General features: G+C 70.1%; 17 protein-coding genes and 2 tRNA genes. 13 read left to right on the top strand and 6 right to left on the bottom strand.

Annotated elements, in window-relative coordinates; genetic code table 11:
• Positions 1 to 377: 377 nt before the first annotated feature.
• Entirely contained in the window at positions 378 to 791 is a 414-nt protein-coding gene (locus tag OG254_RS09540) for an SsgA family sporulation/cell division regulator (protein ID WP_004002642.1), read from the bottom strand.
• A gap of 191 nt (positions 792 to 982) precedes the next feature.
• Here OG254_RS09540 and OG254_RS09535 point away from each other — a divergent pair, with 191 nt between their 5' ends.
• The 7 genes from OG254_RS09535 (at position 983) to OG254_RS09505 (ending at position 8,589) form a co-directional block, all read left to right on the top strand.
• The gene (locus OG254_RS09535) at positions 983 to 1,441 is read left to right on the top strand and encodes a TIGR02611 family protein (RefSeq protein ID WP_405579456.1); all 459 of its coding nucleotides are present in this window, start codon (positions 983 to 985) and stop codon (positions 1,439 to 1,441) included.
• 87 nt (positions 1,442 to 1,528) lie between these two features.
• A tRNA-Val gene (locus tag OG254_RS09530) sits at positions 1,529 to 1,600 on the top strand.
• A 350-nt stretch (positions 1,601 to 1,950) separates the two neighbouring features.
• Positions 1,951 to 3,240 (top strand): ABC transporter substrate-binding protein, encoded by a 1,290-nt coding sequence (locus tag OG254_RS09525; RefSeq protein WP_405579454.1) that lies wholly within the window; start codon positions 1,951 to 1,953, stop codon positions 3,238 to 3,240.
• Positions 3,240 to 4,241, top strand: coding sequence for a carbohydrate ABC transporter permease (locus tag OG254_RS09520; RefSeq protein ID WP_405579451.1), 1,002 nt, complete (start codon positions 3,240 to 3,242; stop codon positions 4,239 to 4,241). The genes OG254_RS09525 and OG254_RS09520 overlap by 1 nt, the downstream gene beginning before the upstream one ends.
• Positions 4,238 to 5,134 carry a carbohydrate ABC transporter permease gene (locus tag OG254_RS09515; protein WP_351197046.1) on the top strand — a complete coding sequence of 299 codons (897 nt, stop codon included), beginning with the start codon at positions 4,238 to 4,240 and terminating at the stop codon, positions 5,132 to 5,134. The genes OG254_RS09520 and OG254_RS09515 overlap by 4 nt, the downstream gene beginning before the upstream one ends.
• Before the next feature lie 13 nt (positions 5,135 to 5,147).
• Positions 5,148 to 5,747 (top strand): hypothetical protein, encoded by a 600-nt coding sequence (locus OG254_RS09510; RefSeq protein WP_405579448.1) that lies wholly within the window; start codon positions 5,148 to 5,150, stop codon positions 5,745 to 5,747.
• Between the two features lie 106 nt (positions 5,748 to 5,853).
• Entirely contained in the window at positions 5,854 to 8,589 is a 2,736-nt protein-coding gene (locus OG254_RS09505) for a Tat pathway signal sequence domain protein (RefSeq protein ID WP_405579446.1), read from the top strand.
• Between the two features lie 89 nt (positions 8,590 to 8,678).
• On the opposite strand, the gene OG254_RS09500 is transcribed toward OG254_RS09505, so the two are convergent.
• The gene (locus tag OG254_RS09500; RefSeq protein WP_405579443.1) at positions 8,679 to 11,114 is read right to left on the bottom strand and encodes an SCO7613 C-terminal domain-containing membrane protein; all 2,436 of its coding nucleotides are present in this window, start codon (positions 11,112 to 11,114) and stop codon (positions 8,679 to 8,681) included.
• 100 nt (positions 11,115 to 11,214) lie between these two features.
• Between OG254_RS09500 and OG254_RS09495 the strand changes: the two genes are divergently transcribed.
• Entirely contained in the window at positions 11,215 to 11,673 is a 459-nt protein-coding gene (locus OG254_RS09495) for an SRPBCC family protein (RefSeq protein WP_405579440.1), read from the top strand.
• Positions 11,674 to 11,712: 39 nt separating this feature from the next.
• Positions 11,713 to 11,784: transfer RNA gene (locus OG254_RS09490), tRNA-Val, on the top strand.
• 40 nt (positions 11,785 to 11,824) lie between these two features.
• Here the strand turns inward: OG254_RS09490 and OG254_RS09485 are convergent.
• Positions 11,825 to 12,550, bottom strand: coding sequence for a 3'-5' exonuclease (locus OG254_RS09485; protein ID WP_351197037.1), 726 nt, complete (start codon positions 12,548 to 12,550; stop codon positions 11,825 to 11,827).
• 168 nt (positions 12,551 to 12,718) lie between these two features.
• On the opposite strand from OG254_RS09485, the gene OG254_RS09480 reads away from it, so the two are divergent.
• From OG254_RS09480 to thrS, 3 genes are all read left to right on the top strand, one after another.
• Positions 12,719 to 13,285 (top strand): DUF4365 domain-containing protein, encoded by a 567-nt coding sequence (locus tag OG254_RS09480; protein ID WP_147997138.1) that lies wholly within the window; start codon positions 12,719 to 12,721, stop codon positions 13,283 to 13,285.
• Positions 13,282 to 14,511, top strand: coding sequence for a hypothetical protein (locus OG254_RS09475; protein ID WP_405579436.1), 1,230 nt, complete (start codon positions 13,282 to 13,284; stop codon positions 14,509 to 14,511). The genes OG254_RS09480 and OG254_RS09475 overlap by 4 nt, the downstream gene beginning before the upstream one ends.
• Positions 14,512 to 14,632: 121 nt before the next feature.
• Positions 14,633 to 16,609: a threonine--tRNA ligase gene (gene thrS, locus OG254_RS09470; RefSeq protein ID WP_405579433.1), complete on the top strand. Its 1,977-nt coding sequence runs from the start codon at positions 14,633 to 14,635 to the stop codon at positions 16,607 to 16,609.
• A gap of 35 nt (positions 16,610 to 16,644) precedes the next feature.
• On the opposite strand, the gene OG254_RS09465 is transcribed toward thrS, so the two are convergent.
• Positions 16,645 to 17,304, bottom strand: coding sequence for a potassium channel family protein (locus tag OG254_RS09465; RefSeq protein ID WP_405579431.1), 660 nt, complete (start codon positions 17,302 to 17,304; stop codon positions 16,645 to 16,647).
• Positions 17,305 to 17,382: 78 nt separating this feature from the next.
• On the opposite strand from OG254_RS09465, the gene OG254_RS09460 reads away from it, so the two are divergent.
• A complete protein-coding gene (locus OG254_RS09460) occupies positions 17,383 to 17,931 on the top strand; it encodes an HIT domain-containing protein (protein WP_351197029.1) in 549 nt (182 codons plus the stop codon).
• A 227-nt stretch (positions 17,932 to 18,158) separates the two neighbouring features.
• Here the strand turns inward: OG254_RS09460 and OG254_RS09455 are convergent, their stop codons facing one another.
• Entirely contained in the window at positions 18,159 to 19,820 is a 1,662-nt protein-coding gene (locus tag OG254_RS09455; protein WP_405579427.1) for a hypothetical protein, read from the bottom strand.
• A gap of 205 nt (positions 19,821 to 20,025) precedes the next feature.
• Positions 20,026 to 22,224: an elongation factor G-like protein EF-G2 gene (locus OG254_RS09450; RefSeq protein WP_405579425.1), complete on the bottom strand. Its 2,199-nt coding sequence runs from the start codon at positions 22,222 to 22,224 to the stop codon at positions 20,026 to 20,028.
• Positions 22,225 to 22,281 lie beyond the last annotated feature (57 nt).

Below are 22,281 nucleotides of genomic sequence, written 5' to 3'. Positions count from 1 at the left end.
GGGTGCCCGCCGATGCTGGCCGATGGTAGTGGCTCACGGAGCCCACCCACGGGCCGCGCCCGCACGCGGCTCCGAGTACAACGCCACAGCGGCGCCAACGGTTCCCGCCGGGCCGGGCCGGGCCGCCCCGAGCGGCCCGACGGAGCGGTCCTCACGCGCCTGAGCGCCGACCCCGCGTGACTCAGGGCGACACTCGCCCCGGCGAGCCCCACCTGCCCCAGAATCGCCCCTCTCGCCCCACGGTCCCCGTCACCCACATGCGCACCAGCGCCGCCCCCGCGGTGCGGAGACGGCGCTGCTGTGTGCCGTATGCGGTTGTCTTGGCCCGAGCCGTCTCCCCGAGTCGACGGCGCCGGGCGGCTTCGTGGGGCCTCGCCCTAACTTTCCGCCAGGATGTGAGAGAGCTCCTGATCGAGGTCGAAATGCCGATGCTCCGTGCCGGGAGGCACGGCGGCATCCGTCCGCTTCAGGAACGACTCCAGAGCACGTGCGGGCGCCTCCAGCAGCGCCTCGCCCTCCGGGGAGCTCAGGGCGATGCAAACGACGCCCTGACCATGACTGCGCGACGGCCAGACGCGGACGTCGCCGGTGCCGGTGGGCCGGTGGAGGCCCTCCGCGAGGAGGTCGCGGGCGAACACCCACTCGACGGTCTCCTCGGCTCCGGTGTGGAAGGTGGCGTGCACGGCGTAGGGGTCGGCCGTGTCGTACCGCAGGCCTGCGGGGACAGGCAGGGAGGACTCGCTCGACACAACGAGGCGCAGGTGCAGCTCGCAGCTGACCGTGGTGTTCATAAGCGCCAGGGCCTTTCGCTCAGTGTGCGCTCGGGGATTCGCACGTCGGCGAAATCGACATGCCACCTACGGTGCCGTTGTAAACCCCTCTGAGTGTTTTGCGTGTCTTTACGTAACTCTTCCGGCCGAGAACCGGTTCGCGAGGTACGACCATTCCGGTGACTCGTTTCGGTCCGGTAGGGTTTGGCCGTATGAATACGGGGAGTAACGAGCCGGGCAAGGTTGCCGTGGCTACCAACGAGGTCGATGTGGATGGTGTGAAGGACGACGGCGAGCAGGGGCTCGGGTCGAGAGCGCCGGAGTTCGTCAAGGCGCGTAGAGCGCTGCATCTGAGCTGGCAGGTGGGCGTCTTCATCATCGGCCTGGCCATAGTGGGCGCCGGCATCGTCCTGCTGCCGTTGCCGGGTCCGGGCTGGGTGATCATCTTCGGTGGCATGGCGGTCTGGGCGACCGAGTTCGTGTGGGCCCAGCTCGTGCTGCGCTGGACCAAGCGCAAGGTCACCGAGGCGGCCCAGAAGGCCCTCGACCCGAAGGTGCGGCGCCGCAACATCATCCTGACGACGATCGGCCTCGTGATCGTGGGCGCGATACTCGGCTTCTACCTCTGGAAGTTCGGCTTCGTCATGCCCTGGAAGATCAAGGACCAGTGATCCGCGAGGGGGTGCGGACGTCGGCCGGGGCGGCTTCGCGCTGGTCACACGCACCCCCTGACATGGGGTAATGTTCTCCGTGCGCCCGGGCGATTAGCTCAGTGGGAGAGCGCTTCGTTCACACCGAAGAGGTCACTGGTTCGAACCCAGTATCGCCCACCCGGATCCGACGGCCCGTCTGCGAAAGTGCAGACGGGCCGTCGGCGTTCGCGCGTCGTGCGCCGTCTCGGAGCGGCGACATCTCCGGCTGAGGCCGCCCGGCGCGGTTCCCTCCCCGGGCGAGGCCGTACCCCGTCAACTCGTCGGTGACCGCACGTCCCTCACCTGCGGCATCGCACCCTCGACCCGGTCCGCCCGCCCTCACGGTCCGTCAACTCGCCCGGCTGGCCCGCAAGAAATTCCTGTCCGAATCATTGACGCACCCCGAGGCCCTCCGTAACTTGTGCCAGCAAGCGCTTACTTGAAACGATTCATGCAGGCGGCAACGACGCTGCGGGGAGGGCCCGACTGTGGGAACCAACAGGAATGTCGACAGGCGCACGATCCTGAAGGCGGCCGGCGCCACGGCGGCCACACTCGGGCTGGCCGCGACCACCGGATGCGGGGGCGACGGGGGAGCCTCCGCCGACGGGACGGTGACGATCCGTTACGCATGGTGGGGTGCCGAGGACCGCGCCCAGCGGATCAACAAGACCATCGATCTCTTCCACAAGAAGCACCCGAAGATCAAGGTCAAGACCGACTTTCAGCCGTACACCGACTTCTGGAAGAAGTTCAACACGCAGGCCTCCGGGGGGAATCCGCCGGACGTGTTCCAGAATGCCATTGGATTCCTGCGCAAATACGACGCGAAGAATGTTCTGCTCGATCTCAGTGAGCAGGTCGAGGCCGGCAACCTCTCCATGGACGGCTTCCGCGCGGGCCTGGACAAGTTCGGCGAGATCGACGGAAAGCTCCTCGGTGTCCCGGTCGGCTCCAACTCCATGGCCCTCGTCATCGACAAGCCCGTCTACACCAAGGCGGGCGTCAAGCCGGAACAGGGCTGGACCTGGGACGACTTCGACGCGGCGATGAAGAAGATCCGCGACAGGGCGGGCCGCGCCGGCGACAGCGGCATGTACGGCGTCATGTACCTCTACGACCTCTACCTCCGCCAGAACGGCAAGGCCTTCTTCACCGAGGACGGACTCGGCTTCACCGACGCCGATCTGACCGACTGGTGGACCAAGGCCGAGAAGGGGGTCAAGGAGGGCCTCTACGCCGACGCCAAGAAGGTCGCCCAGATCAAGCCCAAGTCGGCCGTGTCCGCCGAGCTCGCGGGCGGTGAGTTCACCTGGGACAACTTCACCATCCGCTACACCTCCGAGGGCAAGAGCGAGTACGGCCTCGCGCCCATCCCGACCACCGACGGCAAGAAGACCGGCCAGTACCTCGGCTCCCTCATGCTCAGCGCCTCCAAGCGCACCGAGCACCCCAAGGAGGTCGCCCAGTTCATCGACTTCATGGTGCACGACCCCGAGGTCGCCAAGATCATGGGCTACGACCGGGGTGTGCCCGCCACGCAGGCCCAGTTCGACGCGTTCCAGCCGACGGACGAGGTCAACAAGGCGATCGCCGCCTACGAGACGTCCCTCGTCGAGTCGGGCGTCCTGGAGCCCATCACACCGCACCCGAACGGCGCCGACATCTGCGAGGCGGCGTTCCTGCGCATCGCCGAGGAACTCGCCCTGGGCAAGCGCTCGGTCGACGAGGCCGTCCAGCAGTTCTTCACCGAGTCGAAGACGGCGCTCGTCGTCTGATGGGAATGACCGTGACACACGCCCCTGCGAGGGAGGGCCTGACCCAGGACTCCGAGCCGCGGCACGGACCGGTGAAGCCCGAGCGACCCGCCGCCCTCAAGCGGCGGGTCCGCCGGGAGAACCTGGCCGGCTATCTCTTCATGTCCCCCTGGATCGCCGGGTTCCTGCTGCTCACCGCGGGCCCGATGGTCGCCTCGCTCTACTTCGCCTTCACCGACTACAACCTCTTCGACGCGCCCAAGTGGATCGGCCTCGACAACTTCTCCGAGATGCTCGGCGATCCCCGCTGGCGCCACTCGGTGCAGGTCACGCTCTGGTACGTCGTCGTCGGCACGCCGCTCAAGCTGCTCGCGGCCCTCGGCGTGGCCCTGCTGCTGGCGCAGAAACGGCGCGGGCAGGCCTTCTACCGGGCCGCTTTCTACGCCCCGTCGCTGATCGGCGCGAGCGTCTCCGTCGCGATCGTATGGAAGGCGATCTTCGCGGACGACGCGATCGTCGACCGTACGCAGAAGGTCTTCGGGATCGACGTCGGCGGCTGGACCGGCGACCCGGACCTGATCATCTACAGCCTGGTGGCGCTCACCGTCTGGCAGTTCGGCGCCCCGATGGTCATCTTCCTCGCCGGTCTCAAGCAGGTCCCGCGGGAGCTGTACGAGGCGGCCGAGGTCGACGGGGCCGGCAAGCTCCGGCGGTTCTGGAGCATCACCCTGCCGATGATCTCCCCGGTCCTGTTCTTCAACGTCCTGCTGGAGACCATCCACTCCTTCCAGATCTTCAGCTCGGCGTACATCGTCGGCGGCGGCGCCGGAGGCAACGCCTGTGGTCCGGCCGACGGCTCGATGGTCTACACCTGCTACCTCTACGTTCAGGGCTTCGAGAACAGCCGCATGGGGCTGGCCTCCGCCATGGCGTGGATGCTGCTCGTCGCGGTCGCCCTGGTGACGGCGGTGCTGTTCTGGTCCCAGAAGCGCTGGGTGCACTACGAGGAGGGCGCCCGATGACCTCCCCATCGGCCACCGACATCAAGCCGGCCCCCTCCGCGCGGGCCGGGGCGCTGCGCCGCAGACTGCCCGGGTCCGTCGCCTGGCACATCGGGTCGCTGCTGGTCCTCGCGGTGATCCTCTACCCGGTGATCTGGGTCATCGGCGGCTCCTTCAAGAAGAGCGAGGACATCGTCGGCAGCCTGGACCTCTTCCCGGGCGACCCGATCGTGTCCAACTTCACGAGCCTCACCGACGGCATCGCCGACATCTCCATCTCCACCTTCTTCCTCAACTCGCTCTTCCTCGCCGTCGGCTCCGTGATCGGGATCGTGGTGTCCTGCTCGCTGACCGCCTACGCCTTCGCGAGGATCAGGTTCGCGGGCCGGAATCTGCTGTTCACGCTGATGATCGGCACGCTCCTGTTGCCGTACCACGTACTGCTGATCCCGCAGTACGTGCTGTTCCGCAACATGGAGATGATCAACACCTACACCCCGCTGCTGCTGGGGAAGTACCTCGCCACGGAGGCGTTCTTCGTCTTCCTGATGGTGCAGTTCATGCGCAACCTGCCCAAGGAACTCGACGAGGCGGCCCGGCTCGACGGCTGCGGGCACTTGAGGATCTACTGGTCGATCATGCTGCCGCTGTGCCGGCCGGCCCTGATCACCAGCGCGATCTTCACCTTCATCAACTCCTGGAACGACTTCATGGGCCCGCTGATCTACCTCAACGAGCCCGACAAATACACCGTCTCCCTCGGCCTGAAGATGTTCGTCGACCAGGAAGGAGTGGCGAACTACGGCGGCATGATCGCCATGTCGCTCGTCGCCCTGCTGCCGGTCCTCGCCTTCTTCCTGGCCTTCCAGCGGTATCTGATCGACGGCATGGCGACGTCCGGACTGAAGGGCTGAGGGGGCGGTCACGATGAGCCAAGCGCGCGTGAAAGCCCGTACGCCGGCCACGGAGTCCGTCTTCGCCGAGCGGTTCGGCGTGTTCGCCGAGTGTCTGCTGACCGGTGTGTGGATCGCGGTGGCCTCCCTCGGCGTGGTGACCTTTCCGGCCGCCTTCGCCGCCGGCGCCCGGCATCTGCGGCGCCGAATCGGTCACGAGAGCGGGGGTCTGCGGGAGTTCGTCGCCGACTTCCGGGTGGCCGTGCGCGGCGGGTGGGCCGTCGGGCTCGCCGGGTGGGCGGTGGCGGCCGCGGTCCGGGTGGACGTGCAGGCCGCGCGGGCCGGGATTCCCGGGGGCCCGCTGGTCGGGGCGATCGGGCTGTTCGCGCTGATCGGTGCCGTCGTGGCGCTGTTGCGGGCTGCGGCCTCCTGGACGCCCGACGCCGGCTGGCGGGCGCTGCTCGCGGGCGCCGGACGGCGTACCGTGCTCGACCTCCCCGGGTCCTTCCTGATCATCGGCGGGCTGGCCGTCGTGGCCGCCTCCGCCTGGTTCGCCGCGCCGCTGGCGGTCCCCGTCCTGGGTGCCGTGGCGGCGGCCGCCGTCGCCGTGGAGGAGCGGTACCGGTACCGCTGAGCGGCGGCGCCCCCACACGAAGTTCCCAGGTCGGCGCCCTGAGCGCCGTACCTCTCTCTGTCATGCCCTTGACCACCTCCTCGCATCCGCACGGAAAGGAAAGGCCATGTCCCCCATCCCCCGCAGGTCCCTTCTCAAGGCGGCCGCGGTCGCCGGAGCCGCCGCGCACTTCAGCTGGGCACCAGGGGCAAAGGACGCGCAGGCCGCGCCCGGAGCCGAGGCCGTCGACGCGGACCCCGTGACCCTGGACTGGCTGGAGGACGGCGGCCTCGGCGCCGCACCCGGCTCCACCGTCGGTGTCCCCTGGCCGAAGGGCGCGTACCAGCAGGAGCAGACCTTCGCGTTGACGGACGCCGACGGCAAGGCCGTACCCGTGCAGTCGTGGCCGATCGCCTACTGGCCCGACGGCTCCCTCAAGTGGACGGCCCACGCCGTGAGTTCGGGCGCCGGCAAGCTCACGCTGAGCCCCGGCGAGGCCACCGCCCCCGCCAGGAAGGTCACCGTCGACAAGAGCGGCGCCACCGTCGACGTCTCGACCGGCGTCATCACCGCGAGGATCGGCAAGTCGGGCGCGACCCTCATCAAGTCGGTCACCCGAGGCTCCACGGAGATCGCCAGAAACGGTCGGCTCGTGCTGATCCGCCAGCCCGAGATCGAGGACGAGGACCAGGGCGCGGTCAGGACGGAACGCTTCGAGGGCGCCATCTCCGAGGTCACCGTCGAGCAGGAAGGCCCGGTCCGGGCCGTGGTCCGCATCGACGGCAAACACCGGAAGGGCAACCGGAGCTGGCTCCCCTTCTCCATCCGCCTCTACTTCTACGCGGGCGCCGACTCCTTCCGCATGGTGCACACCGTCACCTTCGACGGCACGCAGGAGCCGGGCAAAGCGAGCGGCGACTTCATCCGGGGTATCGGCGTCCGCTTCACCGTGCCGATGCGCGACGAGTCCTACGACCGTCACATCCGCATTGGCGGCGAGGGCACCGGCATGCTCCGCGAGGCCGTCAAGGGCATCACCGGACTGCGCCGCGACCCGGGGGCGGCCGTACAGGCGGCGCAGTTCGCGGGGGAGGAGCTGCCCGACCCGGCCACCTGGGACCAGCGGGTCACCACCCGCCTCCAGTACATCCCCGAGTGGGGCGACTACACCCTCTCCCAGCTCTGCGCCGACGGCTTCACCCTGCGCAAGCGCACCAAGAAGGGCCACGGCTGGATCGGCGCCGGCGGCGGCAGGCGGGCGTCCGGATTCGGTTACGTCGGTGGCGTCGGCGGCGGGCTGTCGTTCGGGCTGCGGGACTTCTGGGAGAAGTACCCGGCCCAGCTCGACATCCGAGACGCCCACACCGACGAGGCCGAGGTCACCCTGTGGCTCTGGTCGCCCGAGGCCCAGCCCATGGACCTGCGCTTCTACCACGACGGCATGGGCCAGGACACCTTCCCCGAGCAGCTCGAAGGCCTCAACATCACCTACGAGGACTACGAGCCGGAGTTCGGCACCCCCTACGGCATCGCCCGCACCTCCGAACTCCTCTTCTGGGCCAACGAGTCCACGCCCTCGGCCGAAGCCCTGGCCCAGCAGGTCGAGGCCGTCCGGGTGTTGCCGCAGCTGGCCGCCCCGCCCAAGCAGCTCATCAAGGCGGGTGTCTTCGGGCCGGGGCTGTACTCCGAGCCGGACCGTTCCACGCCCGCCAAGGCGAAGATCGAGGACCACCTCGACTTCCTCTTCACCTACTACAAGGACCAGGTGGAGCAGCGCCGTTGGTACGGCTTCTGGGACTACGGCGACATCATGCACACCTACGACACCGTCAGACACCAGTGGCGGTACGACATCGGCGGCTACGCCTGGGACAACTCCGAGCTCTCGCCCGACCTCTGGCTCTGGTTCGCCTATCTGCGCTCCGGCCGTGCCGACATCTTCCGCTTCGCCGAGGCGATGACCCGGCACACCGGCGAGGTCGACGTCTACCACCTCGGCGAGTGGGCCGGCCTCGGCACCCGGCACGGTGTCCAGCACTACGCCGACAGCGCCAAGCAGCAGCGCATCGCCAACACGACGTATCGCCGCTACTACTACTTCCTCACCGCCGACGAGCGCGTCGGCGACCTCATGCACGCCAACGTCGACTCCGACGAGACGTTCCTGGTGCTGGACCCGATCCGCAAGATCCGCACCGAGCCGTACACGCCCGACCGGCACGCGCTGTCGATCGGCTTCGGCACGGACTGGAGCGGGCTGGTCTCGGCGTGGCTGACGGAGTGGGAGCGCAAGGGCCCCAAGTGGGAGAAGGCCAAGGCGCGGGTCCTGTCGACGATGGAGACGATCGCCGCCCAGCCGAACGGGTTCGTGCAGGGCAGCGGGCTGTACGACCTCGACACGGGCAGGTTCGCGATCGCCGCGGCGCCAGTGGTCGGGGTCTCCCACCTGTCCGCGGTGTTCGGGCTGAACGAGCTGTGCGCCGAGCTCATCGATCTCGTCGACATGCCGAAGTTCAACGAGGCGTACTTCGACTACTGCCGCTACTTCAACGCCACCAAGGCCGAGCAGGCGGCGCGTTACGGCTCCAACTTCGGTTCCCTGCTGCTCTTCCAGGGGCACTCGCGGCTCGATGCGTACGCCGCCGTCCGGACGGGGGACGAGAAGCTCGCCACGCGCGCGTGGGAGAAGTTCTACAACTCCGACGGGTACAAGGAGTCGGCGCCCTGGAAGACGGAGGAGCTTCGCGGGCCGGCCGCCTTGGTGCCGGGCAGTGAGGCTGCGTGGGTCTCGACGAATGACACCGCGTTGTACGGGCTTGCGGCCATCGAGAACCTGGCGCTGCTCGGGGGCAGGATGCCGTAGCGGGTTGTGGGGAACTGCGGGTCCGTTGTGGCTGGTCGCGCCCACGCGGCGGAGCCGCATGTCGATACAGCCCCACGCCCCTAGGGGCGCTAGTGCATGTTGCCCAGGAAGTCCCGCATCTTTCGGGCGTCCCTGAGGCGCTGCTCGTACGTTGCTCCGATGGCCAGCAGGAGCAGGCCGGCCAAGGCGGGCGGCACCCAGCGGGGGAGTGCGTCCGTCACCTGGGCGATGAACGGGGCGAGTTCGTGCAGGGCGTCCAGCGCGAGCACCGTGCCGCCGAGCAGCAGCGGTGCCTTGAGGTGGTGGCGGGCGCCCAGCAGGGTGACCGCCAGGGCGGCCAGGCCCAGCAGCAGCGGGCGCGTCCAGTGCGCGTCGCCCCAGGCCGCGAGGAGGCTCGGCACGAGGGTGGCGGCGAGGCCGGGGCCGTACGCCGACCAGGACGAGGCCTCGAGGTCGCGGCGCCTGCGCAGGGCGCCGACGAGCAGGGCCGGGACGGTGACCGGCAGCGTGTACGCCTCCGGCGTCCCGATGTCCCAGGCCGCCAGCCGCACCCACGTGGCCAGCACGAACAGCGCGGCGGAGGCGTAGGCGACGGGCCTGCGGTCGGGGCGGATCGCCGTACCGGCGGTGATCACACCGCACAGGGCCAGCACCAGGGCCACCATCGCCAGGTCGGCCGAGGCGGCGGCCAGCCCGACCGCGAGCAGCGCGGCGAGCGCGCCCGTCACCTCGACCGGGACCGTCGCCGGCCCGTCACCGAGCCGCGCCGCCAGCAGGGCCGCCGCCACCGGGACCGCCAGGACCAGCAGGGCGATGTACTGCGGCTCCCAGCCGGCCGCGGCACCTGCCGCGCACGCCAGCCCGGCGGCGTACGCGAGCGCGGTCGGGGCCGTGACCGGGGCGAGGTGCGGCTTCCAGGAGGCCGCCGCGAAGAGTGCCGTCAGTGCGGAGAGCACCGAGAGCGTGGCGGCTTCGGTGGTCAGGGAGAGGAAGGAGAGGGGGAGGGAGGTCAGGAGGGCGAGGACCGTGGCGGTCGCGCGTGGGGTGGGGAAGACGACCGGGGAGGCCGCCGCGGGCTCCTCCTGCGTCTCCGGCCGCTCGGACGGCCGTATCCACATGGCTGCCGCCAGCGCGCCGGCCGTCGTGATCCCGAGAGCCACCAGGCCCACGGCATAGGGGACTTCGAGCACCGCCGGAAGGACCAGCGCCGTCGCCCACGCCAGCGTCGCCACACCGGTCAGGGCCCGGGGCCGCCACACCGCGTCACGCACCGCGAGGAGCAGTACGACCGCGACCATGGCCAGGACGACGGGCACCGTCTGCGCGTCCGGCGGCCACGGCGCGTCGACCGTCACCGCCTCGCGCATGCCGCCCGGCACCCCGGACCACACCTGCTCCGCCCAGGCGACCGGGCCCACCAGCGCGACCCCCACCAGCGGCAGCGTCCACAGCAGGGAGAGCCCCGCCAAGGCCGCCGAGGCCCGCGCGAGCCCGGCCCGCACCGCCTCCGGCAGCCGGTCCACCCGGACCGCCGCCAACAGGGCGATCCCGCACACCAGATACGCCGGAACCGTCCACGCCACCGGCAGCGCGGAGCGGGCCGTGCCGCCGAGCGCGGCGACCGTGAGGGCACCGGCGGCGACGGACAGGCCGAGCGCCTGCTTCGCGGCGACCTCTTGCCACGCCGCCGTGACCGCGATACCCGCGGCCAAGAGGAGGAGCGCCGCCGCACGGGCGGCGGCGCTCGGGCCGGTGGCCGTCCAGGACAGCCAGCCGGCGGCCCATACGCCCCACGCGCCCATGCCGTACGCACCGATCACGGCGGTGATCCGTACGGACCCGGCGGGCACCCGGAGCGCCACACCCGCGTCGAACCCGGCCGTCACCAGCACGGCGGCCGTGATCGCGAACAGGCCGGCGTCGGCCGCCACCGCCCACAGGGTGAGCGGGAGTTGGGCGGCGACCAGTGCGGCGGGCAGGGGCAGACGCAGCTCGGAGGTGCGCGGCAGCAGACCGTACGCCGTCCACAGGGCCGCGAGGACCGCCGAAGCGGCGGCGAGGTAGCCCGTGGCGTCCACGTCGGCCAGCGCGGCCTCGTGCAGTGCGTAGGCGTCGAGCACGGTCAGGGCCAGGCCCAGCCCCGCCACCGACTCGGCCGTCGAGCGCAGCCCGCGCTTCAGCAGCGGCACCGGCGCGGCGAGCACCGCCACGGTGACCCCGCCGAGCACCAGGGCCCGCCCGGCGATCCCCATGTGCCCCCAGCTGACCAGCGTGAACGCCATCGCGGCGATGGTGAGCAGGACGCCGCCCAGCACCAGCAGAACGTTCTGCACGCGGGGGGCCGAGGCCTCGGGGCGGTGCGGTGCGACGGGCGCAGGAGCCGAAGCGGTCCTGGGCGCCGCCGCTTGCAGCGCGGTGACCAGCCAGGCTCGACGGTGCAGCAACTGGGCTCGGCGGGCGTCCAGTTGGCGCAGCTCGAGGTCGAGGAGCCGCAACTCCTCGGCCGGGGGCGGAAAGTGCGTCATGCCTGGAGTGTGGTCCGCGTCACGCCGTACGGCATGAGTGCGCGTACTCAGAACGTACTCAGACAGGGCACAAACCCGCTGACGGGGGCAGACTCGGCCCATGGACTGGAGCCGCTACCGCTTCCGCAGCCTGTGGGCCCTGCCCGCGCCGCCCGCCGCCGTCTACGACGCACTGCAGCAGGCCGAGGACTACCCCCGCTGGTGGCCCCAGGTGCGTGCGGTGAACCGGCTCGACGACACCAGCGGTGTGATCACGATCCGCTCCGTCCTGCCGTACGCCATGACCTTCACCGTGCGCGAGGTGCGCCGGGACCGCGAGGCCGGGGTGCTGGAGATCGCCATGAGCGGGGACGTCGACGGCTGGGCGCGCTGGACCGTCACCGCGCACGGCGACGGGACCCTGGCTCGCTACGACCAGGTCGTCGACGTGAACAAGCCGCTGCTGCGGCGCCTCGCCGTACCCGGGCGGCCCGTCTTCCGTGCCAACCACTGGCTGATGATGCGCTCCGGGCGGCGCGGACTGGCCGGGTACCTGGCCGGTGGCCGGCAAGCGGTTTGAAGGAAACGCGAAGGGACCTGTATTGTTCACTGCGTTCCCGGGCGATTAGCTCAGTGGGAGAGCGCTTCGTTCACACCGAAGAGGTCACTGGTTCGAACCCAGTATCGCCCACCGGGAAAAAGGCCGGTCCGCCGTAGCGGACCGGCCTTCTTCATGCCGCCGCCGGCAGGTCGGGGCGCAGTGGCCACGCCGGGTCCACCGCCTCCTCGTTGCCGCTGCGGGCGAACCACGCCTGCAGGCCGCGTGCCTGTGCCGCGTGCCACACCGCCTGGAGCGTGTGCAGTTCCGCGGGGGACAGGCGCTCCAGCCGGGCCGCGAAACGCCGGCCCACCGCCCGTACGACCTCCAGCGAGGCCATTGCGTCGGCCGCCGCGTCGTGCGCGCCGTCCAGCGTGACGCCGTAGTGCGCGCACAGGTCCGTCAGTGTGCGGCGGCCCTTGCGGTAGCGGTCCAGATGTTTGTCGAGGACACGCGGGTCGAGCACCAGCATGGGCGTCGTCTCGAACCAGTGGTCCAGGGACGACGCACGATGGCGGCGCAACTCGCGGTCCAGCAGTGTCAGATCGAACGGTGCGTTCATCACGACTATGGGCCGGCTCACCGCTGCCTGTCCGGCCAGTTCCTCGACTATCTCCTGCATCACCGGCGCCGGCCAGCGGCCGTTGCGCTGGAGATGATCCTCCGTCAGTCCGTGTACTGCCGTCGCCGCCTCCGGCACCGGCACACCCGGGTTCACCAGCCATTGCGTCACCCGCGGCCGGGCGCCCGGGGCGTCCTGGACGACGACGGCCGCCGAAACGATCCGGTCGGTCTCGACGTCCACGCCTGTTGTCTCCGTGTCGAATGCCGCCAGCGGGCCTTCATACCAGCACGCCATACCTACACAACCCCTCGTTCACCCACGGCAGCTGACGTACCGTCTTCTGCCCGTTTGGTGATACCCGGGCCGTTTGCGGCGTACGCCGGGAGGACACAACAGGAGTGCGGGTCTTTGCAGTTCAGCGGCCCGGTACGGGGATTCACTTGGCGTGGAAGGCTGTTGGTCATGGCGATAGCGCAGCCCGAGCGGGGCGGGCTGCTGCCCGAACGCACGGGCCCCCATCGCGGTTCACTCGCCACTACCGCCTGCATGGAGACACTGCAGGTGGGCTATCTGCACGCCGTCGCGGCGGCGGCCGGCTGCTCACTGTCCCAGCCATTTCCGGACAACGGCATCGACTGGCACGTCAGCCACAGCGCGCCCGGCCACACGGTCGACGACGAGGTCACCATCAAGGTGCAGCTCAAGGCCACCTATCAGATCGCACCCAACCCGCCGGGCCGCTTCTTCTCCTTCACGCTCGACAACGACCATCTGGCGAAGCTCGCCCGCACCCCGGTCTCGGTGCACAAGATCATGGTCGTGATGATCGTCCCGCGGTCGCAGGAGCAGTGGCTGCGGGCCGGCCACGACCGGCTCGACCTGCGGCACTGCTGCTACTGGGTCAACCTGGCCGGACACCCGATCACCGGGCGGCGCCGCACCACCGTGCGGGTACCGACCTCACGCATTTTCGACGACCGGGCGCTCTGCGAGATCATGACGCGGGTCGGGACGGGAGGCAAACCATGACGCATCGCCCCCTGGAGGAGCCGGTACGACCAGCGAGGCCGCACCCGGTCGACGCGTCGTGGGAGCGTCCCCCCGAGCCCGGCGAGGTCGACCCCGCCGTGCTCAGCGCCCTGCTGCACCGGCACGGCTGGCAGCGGCGCGGGGGAGCGGCCGGGCGCTACGGCCGCTGGACCCCGCCCGGCCCGGGGAGCAACGGCACCAGCCTGCTCGTCCCCGAATCCCGCGCCTTCCCGGACAGCGACGACCTGCTCGGCGAGGCGCTCGTCGCCCTGTCCCGCAGCGGCATGCCCTCCGCACGCGAGGTGCTGGTCGGACTGGCCGTGCCCAGCGACGAGGTCCGCTGGTGGCGGGACGCGCCGAGCGGGCCGGCCGGTGCCGCGCCCTGGACGGTCGAGGAGGAACTGCGCACCGCCGCCCGCCAGATGCTCCTCGCCGCCGCGCTCGCCACGCGCGCGCGTGCCGGCTATTACGGCGCCCGGCACCGCCGCTCGGCCGCCGCCATGCTGGAGAGCGTCCTCGTCGGCTCCGGGGCCGGTGGCCACCACCTCGCCGCGTTCGTGCCCGTCGGCGCGGGGCGCCCGCTCGCCGTCCGTCTGCACCAGGCGCTGTACGCCGCCCGCGAGGCCATCGACTACCAGCGGGCCACCGGCGGCATGGACGCCTTCGACGGCGCCGTCGAAGCGGGCGTCAGCCGCGAGCTCACCGAAGCGCTGGTGGCGCTGGTGCGCGGCACCGAGGGCGCGCGCATCGCCGTCGACTGGGCCCCCGCGGCCGGGGTGCCCGCGGACTGCGCGGCCGGGGTCGAGGCCGTCGAGTTCTCGCCGGGCGACCTGCCCGTGCTGCGCGAGGCCGGGGCCCGCTATCTGCGCGAGGAGCCGTCCGTGCCGGTCAGGATCACCGGCGCGGTCGTCCGCATGCGCCGGTCGGGGCCTCGCGGAGAGGGCACCGTACGGCTGCGGGTCATCGCGGGCGCCGAGGTGCCGCACGTCCGGCTGACCCTCGACGAGGAGGCGTACCGCATAGCCGGCCACGCCCACCTGGTCGGGTTGCCCGTACGCGTGCACGGGCGCCTGGAGAGCCGGGGCGGCTTCCGCAAGATCACCGGGGCCACCGGGGTCGTGCCGGTACAGGTGGACGAGGCCGAGCGGGACCGGCTGATGAAGTCGCTCCAGGAGGATCTGGACTTCTTCGAGGAGGCGTGCGGCGGGGACGAGCGCGAGGACTGACGGGCTGAGCCGGTAGGCCGAGGGTGACCGTTTCGCGGTCGGCCGTCCGAGGTCGGTACGATCGCGTAATGCGCGCGCTCCTGGTATGGCGCCGCAGCCCACCTTCAGTCAGGAGAGACCGGTGTCAGACGTCCGTGTGATCATCCAACGCGATTCCGAGCGGGAAGAACGCGTGGTGACGACGGGCACTACAGCCGCCGACCTCTTCGCCGGCGAGCGCTCGATCGTCGCCGCGCGCGTGGGTGGCGAGCTCAGGGACCTGTCGTACGTGCTCGCCGACGGCGAGGAGGTCGAGGGCGTCGAGATCTCCTCCGAGGACGGCCTGAACATCCTGCGCCACTCCACCGCGCATGTGATGGCGCAGGCCGTGCAGGAGCTCTTCCCCGATGCCAAGCTGGGCATCGGCCCGCCGGTCAAGGACGGCTTCTACTACGACTTCGACGTCGAGAAGCCGTTCACGCCCGAGGATCTCAAGGCCATCGAGAAGAAGATGCAGGAGATCCAGAAGCGGGGGCAGAAGTTCGCCCGCCGCGTCGTCACCGACGAGGCCGCCCGCGAGGAGCTGGCCGGCGAGCCGTACAAGCTGGAGCTGATCGGCCTCAAGGGCTCCGCCTCCTCCGACGACGGCGCGGACGTCGAGGTCGGCGCCGGTGAGCTGACGATCTACGACAACCTCGACGCCAAGACCGGCGACCTGTGCTGGAAGGACCTCTGCCGCGGTCCCCACCTGCCGTCGACCCGCGCGATCCCGGCGTTCAAGCTGATGCGCAACGCGGCCGCCTACTGGCGCGGCAGCGAGAAGAACCCGATGCTCCAGCGCATCTACGGCACCGCCTGGCCGTCCAAGGACGAGCTCAAGGGCTACCTGGACTTCCTCGCCGAGGCCGAGAAGCGCGACCACCGCAAGCTGGGCAACGAACTCGACCTGTTCTCCATCCCGGAGCAGATCGGCTCCGGCCTCGCCGTCTTCCACCCCAAGGGCGGCATCATCCGCCGGGTGATGGAGGACTACTCGCGCCGCCGGCACGAGGAGGAGGGCTACGAGTTCGTCTACACCCCGCACGCGACGAAGGGGAAGCTCTTCGAGACGTCGGGCCACCTGGACTGGTACGCCGAGGGCATGTACCCGCCCATGCAGCTCGACGAGGGCGTGGACTACTACCTCAAGCCCATGAACTGCCCGATGCACAACCTGATCTTCGACGCGCGCGGCCGCTCCTACCGTGAACTGCCCCTGCGCCTCTTCGAGTTCGGGACCGTGTACCGGTACGAGAAGTCGGGCGTCGTGCACGGCCTCACGCGTGCGCGTGGCTTCACGCAGGACGACGCGCACATCTACTGCACGCGCGAGCAGATGTCGGAGGAGCTCGACAAGACGCTCACCTTCGTCCTCGGGCTGCTGCGCGACTACGGCCTGACCGACTTCTACCTGGAGCTGTCCACCAAGGACCCGGAGAAGTTCGTCGGCTCGGACGAGGTCTGGGAGGAGGCGACCGAGACCCTGCGCCAGGTCGCCGAGAAGCAGGGCCTGCCGCTCGTGCCCGACCCGGGCGGCGCCGCCTTCTACGGTCCGAAGATCTCCGTCCAGACCAAGGACGCCATCGGCCGCACCTGGCAGATGTCGACGATCCAGCTCGACTTCAACCTGCCGGAGCGCTTCGACCTGGACTACACCTCCGCGGATGGCACCAAGCAGCGCCCGGTCATGATCCACCGCGCGCTGTTCGGCTCCATCGAGCGGTTCTTCGCGGTGCTCCTGGAGCACTACGCGGGTGCCTTCCCGGCGTGGCTGGCCCCGGTCCAGGCGATCGGCATCCCGATCGGCGACGGGCACGTGGATTACCTGGAGAAGTTCGCCGCGGCAGCCAAGAAGAAGGGCCTGCGCGTCGAGGTCGACTCCTCCTCGGACCGCATGCAGAAGAAGATCCGCAACGCCCAGAAGCAGAAGGTGCCCTTCATGGTCATCGCCGGCGACGAGGACATGGCCAACAACGCCGTCTCCTTCCGCTACCGCGACGGCTCGCAGGAGAACGGCATTCCCTTCGACGACGCCATCGCGAAGATCGCGCAGGTCGTCGAGGAGCGGGCGCAGATCTGATCCGGCCGTACACGATCACGAGGCCCCCGGGAGGCTCAGCTCTCCGGGGGCTTCGTGTCGCTCTCGCGGGAGAAGATCTGTAGCAGCCACGAGGAGAACGACCCTGTCACCGCGCCGAGCAGGGCGAGCCCGCCGGCCATCATCCCGGTCGCGATCACCCGGCCGCCCGTGGTCACCGGGGTAATGTCGCCGTATCCGACCGTGGTGAGGGTCGCCGAGGCCCACCACAGCGCGTCCCCGAACGTCCGCATGCTGGCGCCGGGCGCGCCGCGTTCCTGCTGATAGACCGCGAGGGCACCGGCGAAGCCGAGCAGCAGGGTCGCCAGGCTCGCGTACGCGATCACGCGCGCGTGCAGCGAGAGCCGGGGCTGCCCCTGCCGGCGCTGGATCACGTCGTAGAGCGGCACGATCCGCAGCGGCCGCAGCAGCGGCAGGATGACCACGACCGTGTGCAGGAAGTGGGTCCGGGCGAAGCGCAGGAAGCGCCCGCCGATGAGCCGCCAGCGCACCACATAGTCCACGGCGAACAGCAGCCAGAGCGCGATCATCGTGTACAAGCACACCTCCTTCCAGAAGGACGGCATGCTCACAGCAAGGACGCGGGCGGCGTAGGCGGCCAGGAACAGCAGCGACGCGAGGAACAGCGGGATCTCGGTGCGCTGCTCCCAGCGGCTGTAGGGGCTGTCGTCGTCCACCGCCCCAGCTTGGCCGGTGGCGGCTGTCCCGTCGCCCCGGCGACACGCCGCGAACGGACGAAGCAATATGCTTCACGCATGACGAGTGAGCCGGAGCAGCAGTGGGGAGTGGGGATCCAGGACGCGTTCCAGCGCCTGTGGACGCCCCATCGGATGGCCTACATCCAGGGTGAGAACAAGCCGACCGGTCCTGGTGCCGACGACGGCTGCCCCTTCTGCTCCATCCCGGCCAAGTCCGACGAGGACGGTCTGATCGTCAAGCGCGGGGAGCAGGTCTACGCGGTCCTCAACCTGTACCCCTACAACGGCGGCCACCTGATGGTCGTGCCCTACCGTCACGTCGCCGACTACACCGACCTCACCGAGCCGGAGACCATCGAGCTCGCGGCGCTGACCAAGCAGGCGATGACGGCCCTGCGCACCGCCTCGGGCGCCCACGGCTTCAACATCGGGATGAACCAGGGCACGGTCGCCGGCGCCGGCATCGCGGCCCACCTGCACCAGCACATCGTCCCGCGCTGGGGCGGCGACACGAACTTCATGCCGGTCGTGGGGCACACGCGGGTGCTGCCGCAGCTGCTGGGGGACACGCGCAAGATGCTGGCGGAGGCTTGGCCGACCGCTTGAGCGCCGGTCCAGGCAATGTCAGCCGGTCCGGTGTTTGAGGTCGAGGTCTCGCCGTCCCGAGCCCCCGCCCACCCGCTGGGGGCGGGTCCTTCCAGGTGCCCGCCCAGGCAATGTCAGCCCGTCCGGCGTTTGAGGACGAGGCCCTTCGGGCCGAAGCGGGGGTCTGGGGGCGGCAGCCCCCAGGGGACGGCACCCCAGACCCACCTCACGGCCAAACCGCCGGAGGCCTACGCGTCGTAGACGTCCGCCTTCCGCGGCATAGGATCCTGCACCGACGTGCTCAGGAACGACGACCGCGCACCGAACTTCTCCGTGTCCACGCCGTTCTCACCCAGCACCTTGATCGCCGCCGCGTGCACCACGCGCAGCACCGGCGTGGCGGCCCGCAGCGCGTCGTCGGCCATGAAGCGGTGCCGCCACGGCTGATCCGCCCACGCGTGCCGCAGTCCGAACGGCTCGGGCAGCCCTATCGTCCCGCCGAGCCAGTTCAGCAGCGGCGGATACCAGGAGATCGGGGCCCGCACCGCCAGCCGTACCACCTCGTCGGTGTTCACCAGCGGAAGCTTCACCTTGCGGGTCTCCCACGGCTTGAACGACTTGGTGACCTCCTTGGTCGGCGCCTCAGGCTTCTCCTGGAACAGCCCGTTCACGGGACCGAGGGCGTGCCCGGTCACCTCGATGCGCAACGTCTCGTGCAGCACGGTCACCGTGATCAGCATCGTGATGATCAACTGGCCGTCCCACAGCGTCCACTGGACGCCCAGGTAGTGCCGGTCACCGCTGCCGAACTGCTGCTTGTTGCAGATGTCCTGGATCGCGTGCGTCTTGACCTGGTACGCCTCGACGTCCGTGCCCTCCGGCCGGGACACGGCCTTCGCGCCCTCGGCGATCGGCGTGACGACCCAGTGCCGTATCGACGGCTTGGGAAAACCACCGGTGTTGAGCGGACCGCGCTCCAGCATCCGCAACTGGTCATGGATCGACCGGATGACGTCCCAGCTGCGGAACGGGTGGATCTCCCGGGTCGGGTCGGCGGCCACCAGGTCCTCGGCGAGCTGCCAGCTGCCCCAGCGCGTGCCCATGCCCAGTATTCCCTTGGGCCCGGCGTAGAACACGGAGTTGGACTGCTGCTCGGCGCTCAGCTTGGCCAGGGACTGGCGCAGCTGCTCGGCCTGGGTCTCGGTGGGGCTGGTCGGCACCGCCTCCGGCACCTTCGCGCCGACGCTGCTGCCGGCCAACAGGCTGTCCCAGCGGCCCCGCAGGTCCTTCGCGGTGCGCTCGCAGATCTGCTTCGCCCAGAACCAGCCGAGCACGGGCATGACGACCGAGGCCCGCGCATACAAGGCCCAGAATCCGGTGAACGGCATGCGGACCAGGAAGATCACCGCCAGCGCTCCCGCCGCGACGAGCAGCACGGAGGCGAGCGCGCCGCCCCGCTTCGCGTCCCGCTTGGCGATGGTGGTGCGCAGCTGGAAGACCAGCAGCCACATCAGCAGCCCGGGCAGGAACAGCACGCCGCAGATCACCATGACGGCGCTGAGCATCCGGTCGCGTGCCTTGCGGATGTTGTTGGCGGCCAGGGCGTGCTCGACGACGACCTGCGGCTCGGTGCCGAAGGACTGGATCAGGGGCTTGCGGCCACTGCCGAGCATGCGGTCGACGACGGCCCGTGAGTAGGCCTCACCCAGGTTGGGCCGGAAGATCTTCGCCCACTTGCGGCCGGCCTTGACGTCGGTCTTGTGCCATTCGTTGTCGGCCTTCTTGATGTCCTCGTACGGGTTGTCCCGGTAGGCCGCCGAGGCCAGCGCGAACGTCGCCGTCTGCCCCTCGCCGGCCGTGCGAGGCACCTGCGGACCGAAGATGTCCGCGTAACCGCCCTCAACGGTCATTCCCGCCCCCGATCGCCGCACTGTCGCTTCTGCGGCCTTCCCGACTTCCGTACTGCGCACACCTGTTGATCAATGATCAGAGTATCCTCCGCCACCGACATTCGTCGGCGGACGGCCGAAGCCGCCCGCCGACGCGGAGGGGAGCGTTCCGTAAAGCCGCTCTCAGGGGCGCGGACAAGCGCCACTTGGTGGCGCCGGGCGCCAACTACGAGGCGTCGCGCGCCTCTTCACGAATCCTTTCCGCGATCTGCGCCGGCATCGGTTCGTGCCGCGCGTACACCCGGTTGAACCGCGCGGTGCCGTGCGACAGCGACCGCAGGTCGACGGAGTACCGGCCGATCTCGATCTCCGGCACCTCGGCCTTGATGAGCGTGCGGCCACCGCTGGTCTGCTCGGTGCCGAGAACACGGCCGCGCCGCCCGGACAGGTCACTCATCACGGCGCCGACGTAGTCGTCGCCGACGAGTACGGACACCTCGGCCACCGGCTCCAGCAGATGGATCTTCGTGTCCGCCGCCGCCTCCCGCAGCGCCAGCGCGCCGGCCGTCTGGAACGCGGCGTCGGAGGAGTCCACCGAGTGCGCCTTGCCGTCCAGCAGCGTGACCCGGATGTCGACGAGCGGATGGCCGGCCACGACCCCCTTGGCGGCCTGGGCCCGGATGCCCTTCTCCACCGACGGGATGAACTGCCGGGGCACCGCGCCGCCGACGACCTTGTCCACGAACTCGATGCCCGAGCCGCCCGGCAGCGGCTCCACCTCGATCTCGCAGATCGCGTACTGCCCATGGCCACCGGACTGCTTCACATGCCGGCCGCGGCCCGCCGCCTTGTTCGCGAACGTCTCCCGCAGCGAGACCTTGTGGGGTACGACGTCGACCTGCACGCCGTAGCGGTTGCGCAGCCGTTCGAGCGCGACGTCCGCATGCGCCTCGCCCAGGGCCCACAGCACGACCTGGTGGGTGGACTGGTTCTGCTCAAGGCGCATGGTCGGGTCCTCGGCGACCAGCCGGGACAGGCCCTGCGACAGCTTGTCCTCGTCCGCCTTGCTGTGCGCCTGGATGGCCAGCGGCAGCAGCGGATCCGGCATCTGCCAGGGCTCCATCAGCAGCGGGTCGTCCTTGGAGGACAGCGTGTCGCCGGTCTCCGCGCGGCTGAGTTTCGCCACGCACGCGAGGTCACCGGCGATGGCATGGCTGAGCGTGCGCTGCTGTTTGCCGAAGGGCGCGGACAGGGCGCCGATCCGCTCGTCGACGTCGTGGTCCTCGTGCCCGCGGTCGGCCAGCCCGTGCCCGGAGACGTGCACCGTCTCGTCGGGACGCAGGGTTCCGGAGAACACGCGCACCATCGACACCCGGCCGACATAGGGGTCGGACGCCGTCTTCACGACCTCCGCGACCAGCGGCCCGTCCGGATCGCACAGCTTCAGCTCACGCGGCTTGCCGTTCACCGTGGTGACCCGTGGCGCCTCGCGCTCCAGCGGGGTCGGGAAGCCCCCCGTGACCAGCTCCAGCACCTCGACCGTGCCGAGGCCCTGCCGGGCACCGTCGACGGCGGGTGCGGCGGCCAGGACGGGGAAGAACTTGCCGCGCGCGACGGCCCGTTCCAGGTCCTCGATCAGCGTCTTGACATCGACCTGCTCGCCGCCGAGATAGCGGTCCATGAGGGTCTCGTCCTCGCTCTCGGCGATGATCCCCTCGATCAGCCGGTTGCGGGCCTCCTCGATCTCGGGCAGCTGGTCCTCGCCCGGCTCGGACTCCTTGCGCTCCCCGGACGAGTACTCGAACAGCTTCTGCGACAGCAGCCCGATCAGCCCGGTCACGGGTGCGTGCCCGTCCGGGCCCTGCGGACCGTGCAGCGGCAGATACAGCGGGAGCACCGCGTCGGGGTCGTCCCCGCCGAAGGCCTCCGCGCAGATCCGCGTCATCTCCTCGTAGTCGGCCCGCGCGGCCTCCAGGTGCGTGACGACGATCGCGCGCGGCATGCCGACGGCCGCGCACTCCTCCCACACCATGCGGGTCGAGCCGTCCACGCCGTCCGAGGCGGAGACGACGAAAAGGGCCGCGTCCGCTGCTCGCAGACCGGCCCTGAGCTCCCCGACGAAGTCGGCGTATCCGGGGGTGTCGAGAAGGTTGACCTTGATGCCGTCCCATTCGACCGGCACCAGGGACAGCTGTACCGAGCGTTGCTGCCGGTGCTCGATCTCGTCGTAGTCCGAGACCGTGCCGCCGTCCTCCACGCGGCCCGCCCGGTTCACCGCCCCCGCCGTGAGTGCGAGGGCTTCCACCAAGGTGGTCTTACCCGATCCGGAGTGGCCGACCAATACCACATTCCGTACGGACGCGGGGTGGTCGGCCGCTGTAGCCCTGCCGGCGGCTCCGGGGTGTGCGTTTGCCTTGTCGCCCATGATCCTGCCCTCCCGTGCACGGTGAGGTCACTGTGGGCGCGGACATACCGCTCCGCG

Origin of the sequence: Streptomyces sp. NBC_01092, assembly GCF_045039535.1 — a bacterium.
GTDB lineage: Bacteria > Actinomycetota > Actinomycetes > Streptomycetales > Streptomycetaceae > Streptomyces.
The sequence above is the reverse complement of the archived record's forward strand: the minus strand, read 5'-3'. Positions and strand labels throughout refer to the sequence as shown.

Coding starts and splice junctions, on each gene's coding strand:
- OG254_RS09480 (WP_147997138.1), top strand. CDS start 12,719: ATGGCGATAGCGCAGCCCGAGCGGGGCGGGCTGCTGCCCGAACGCACG.
- OG254_RS09535 (WP_405579456.1), top strand. CDS start 983: ATGAATACGGGGAGTAACGAGCCGGGCAAGGTTGCCGTGGCTACCAAC.
- OG254_RS09475 (WP_405579436.1), top strand. CDS start 13,282: ATGACGCATCGCCCCCTGGAGGAGCCGGTACGACCAGCGAGGCCGCAC.
- OG254_RS09460 (WP_351197029.1), top strand. CDS start 17,383: ATGACGAGTGAGCCGGAGCAGCAGTGGGGAGTGGGGATCCAGGACGCG.
- OG254_RS09505 (WP_405579446.1), top strand. CDS start 5,854: ATGTCCCCCATCCCCCGCAGGTCCCTTCTCAAGGCGGCCGCGGTCGCC.
- OG254_RS09540 (WP_004002642.1), bottom strand. CDS start 791: ATGAACACCACGGTCAGCTGCGAGCTGCACCTGCGCCTCGTTGTGTCG.
- OG254_RS09520 (WP_405579451.1), top strand. CDS start 3,240: ATGGGAATGACCGTGACACACGCCCCTGCGAGGGAGGGCCTGACCCAG.
- OG254_RS09450 (WP_405579425.1), bottom strand. CDS start 22,224: ATGGGCGACAAGGCAAACGCACACCCCGGAGCCGCCGGCAGGGCTACA.
- OG254_RS09510 (WP_405579448.1), top strand. CDS start 5,148: ATGAGCCAAGCGCGCGTGAAAGCCCGTACGCCGGCCACGGAGTCCGTC.
- OG254_RS09500 (WP_405579443.1), bottom strand. CDS start 11,114: ATGACGCACTTTCCGCCCCCGGCCGAGGAGTTGCGGCTCCTCGACCTC.
- OG254_RS09485 (WP_351197037.1), bottom strand. CDS start 12,550: ATGGCGTGCTGGTATGAAGGCCCGCTGGCGGCATTCGACACGGAGACA.
- OG254_RS09515 (WP_351197046.1), top strand. CDS start 4,238: ATGACCTCCCCATCGGCCACCGACATCAAGCCGGCCCCCTCCGCGCGG.
- OG254_RS09495 (WP_405579440.1), top strand. CDS start 11,215: ATGGACTGGAGCCGCTACCGCTTCCGCAGCCTGTGGGCCCTGCCCGCG.
- OG254_RS09455 (WP_405579427.1), bottom strand. CDS start 19,820: ATGACCGTTGAGGGCGGTTACGCGGACATCTTCGGTCCGCAGGTGCCT.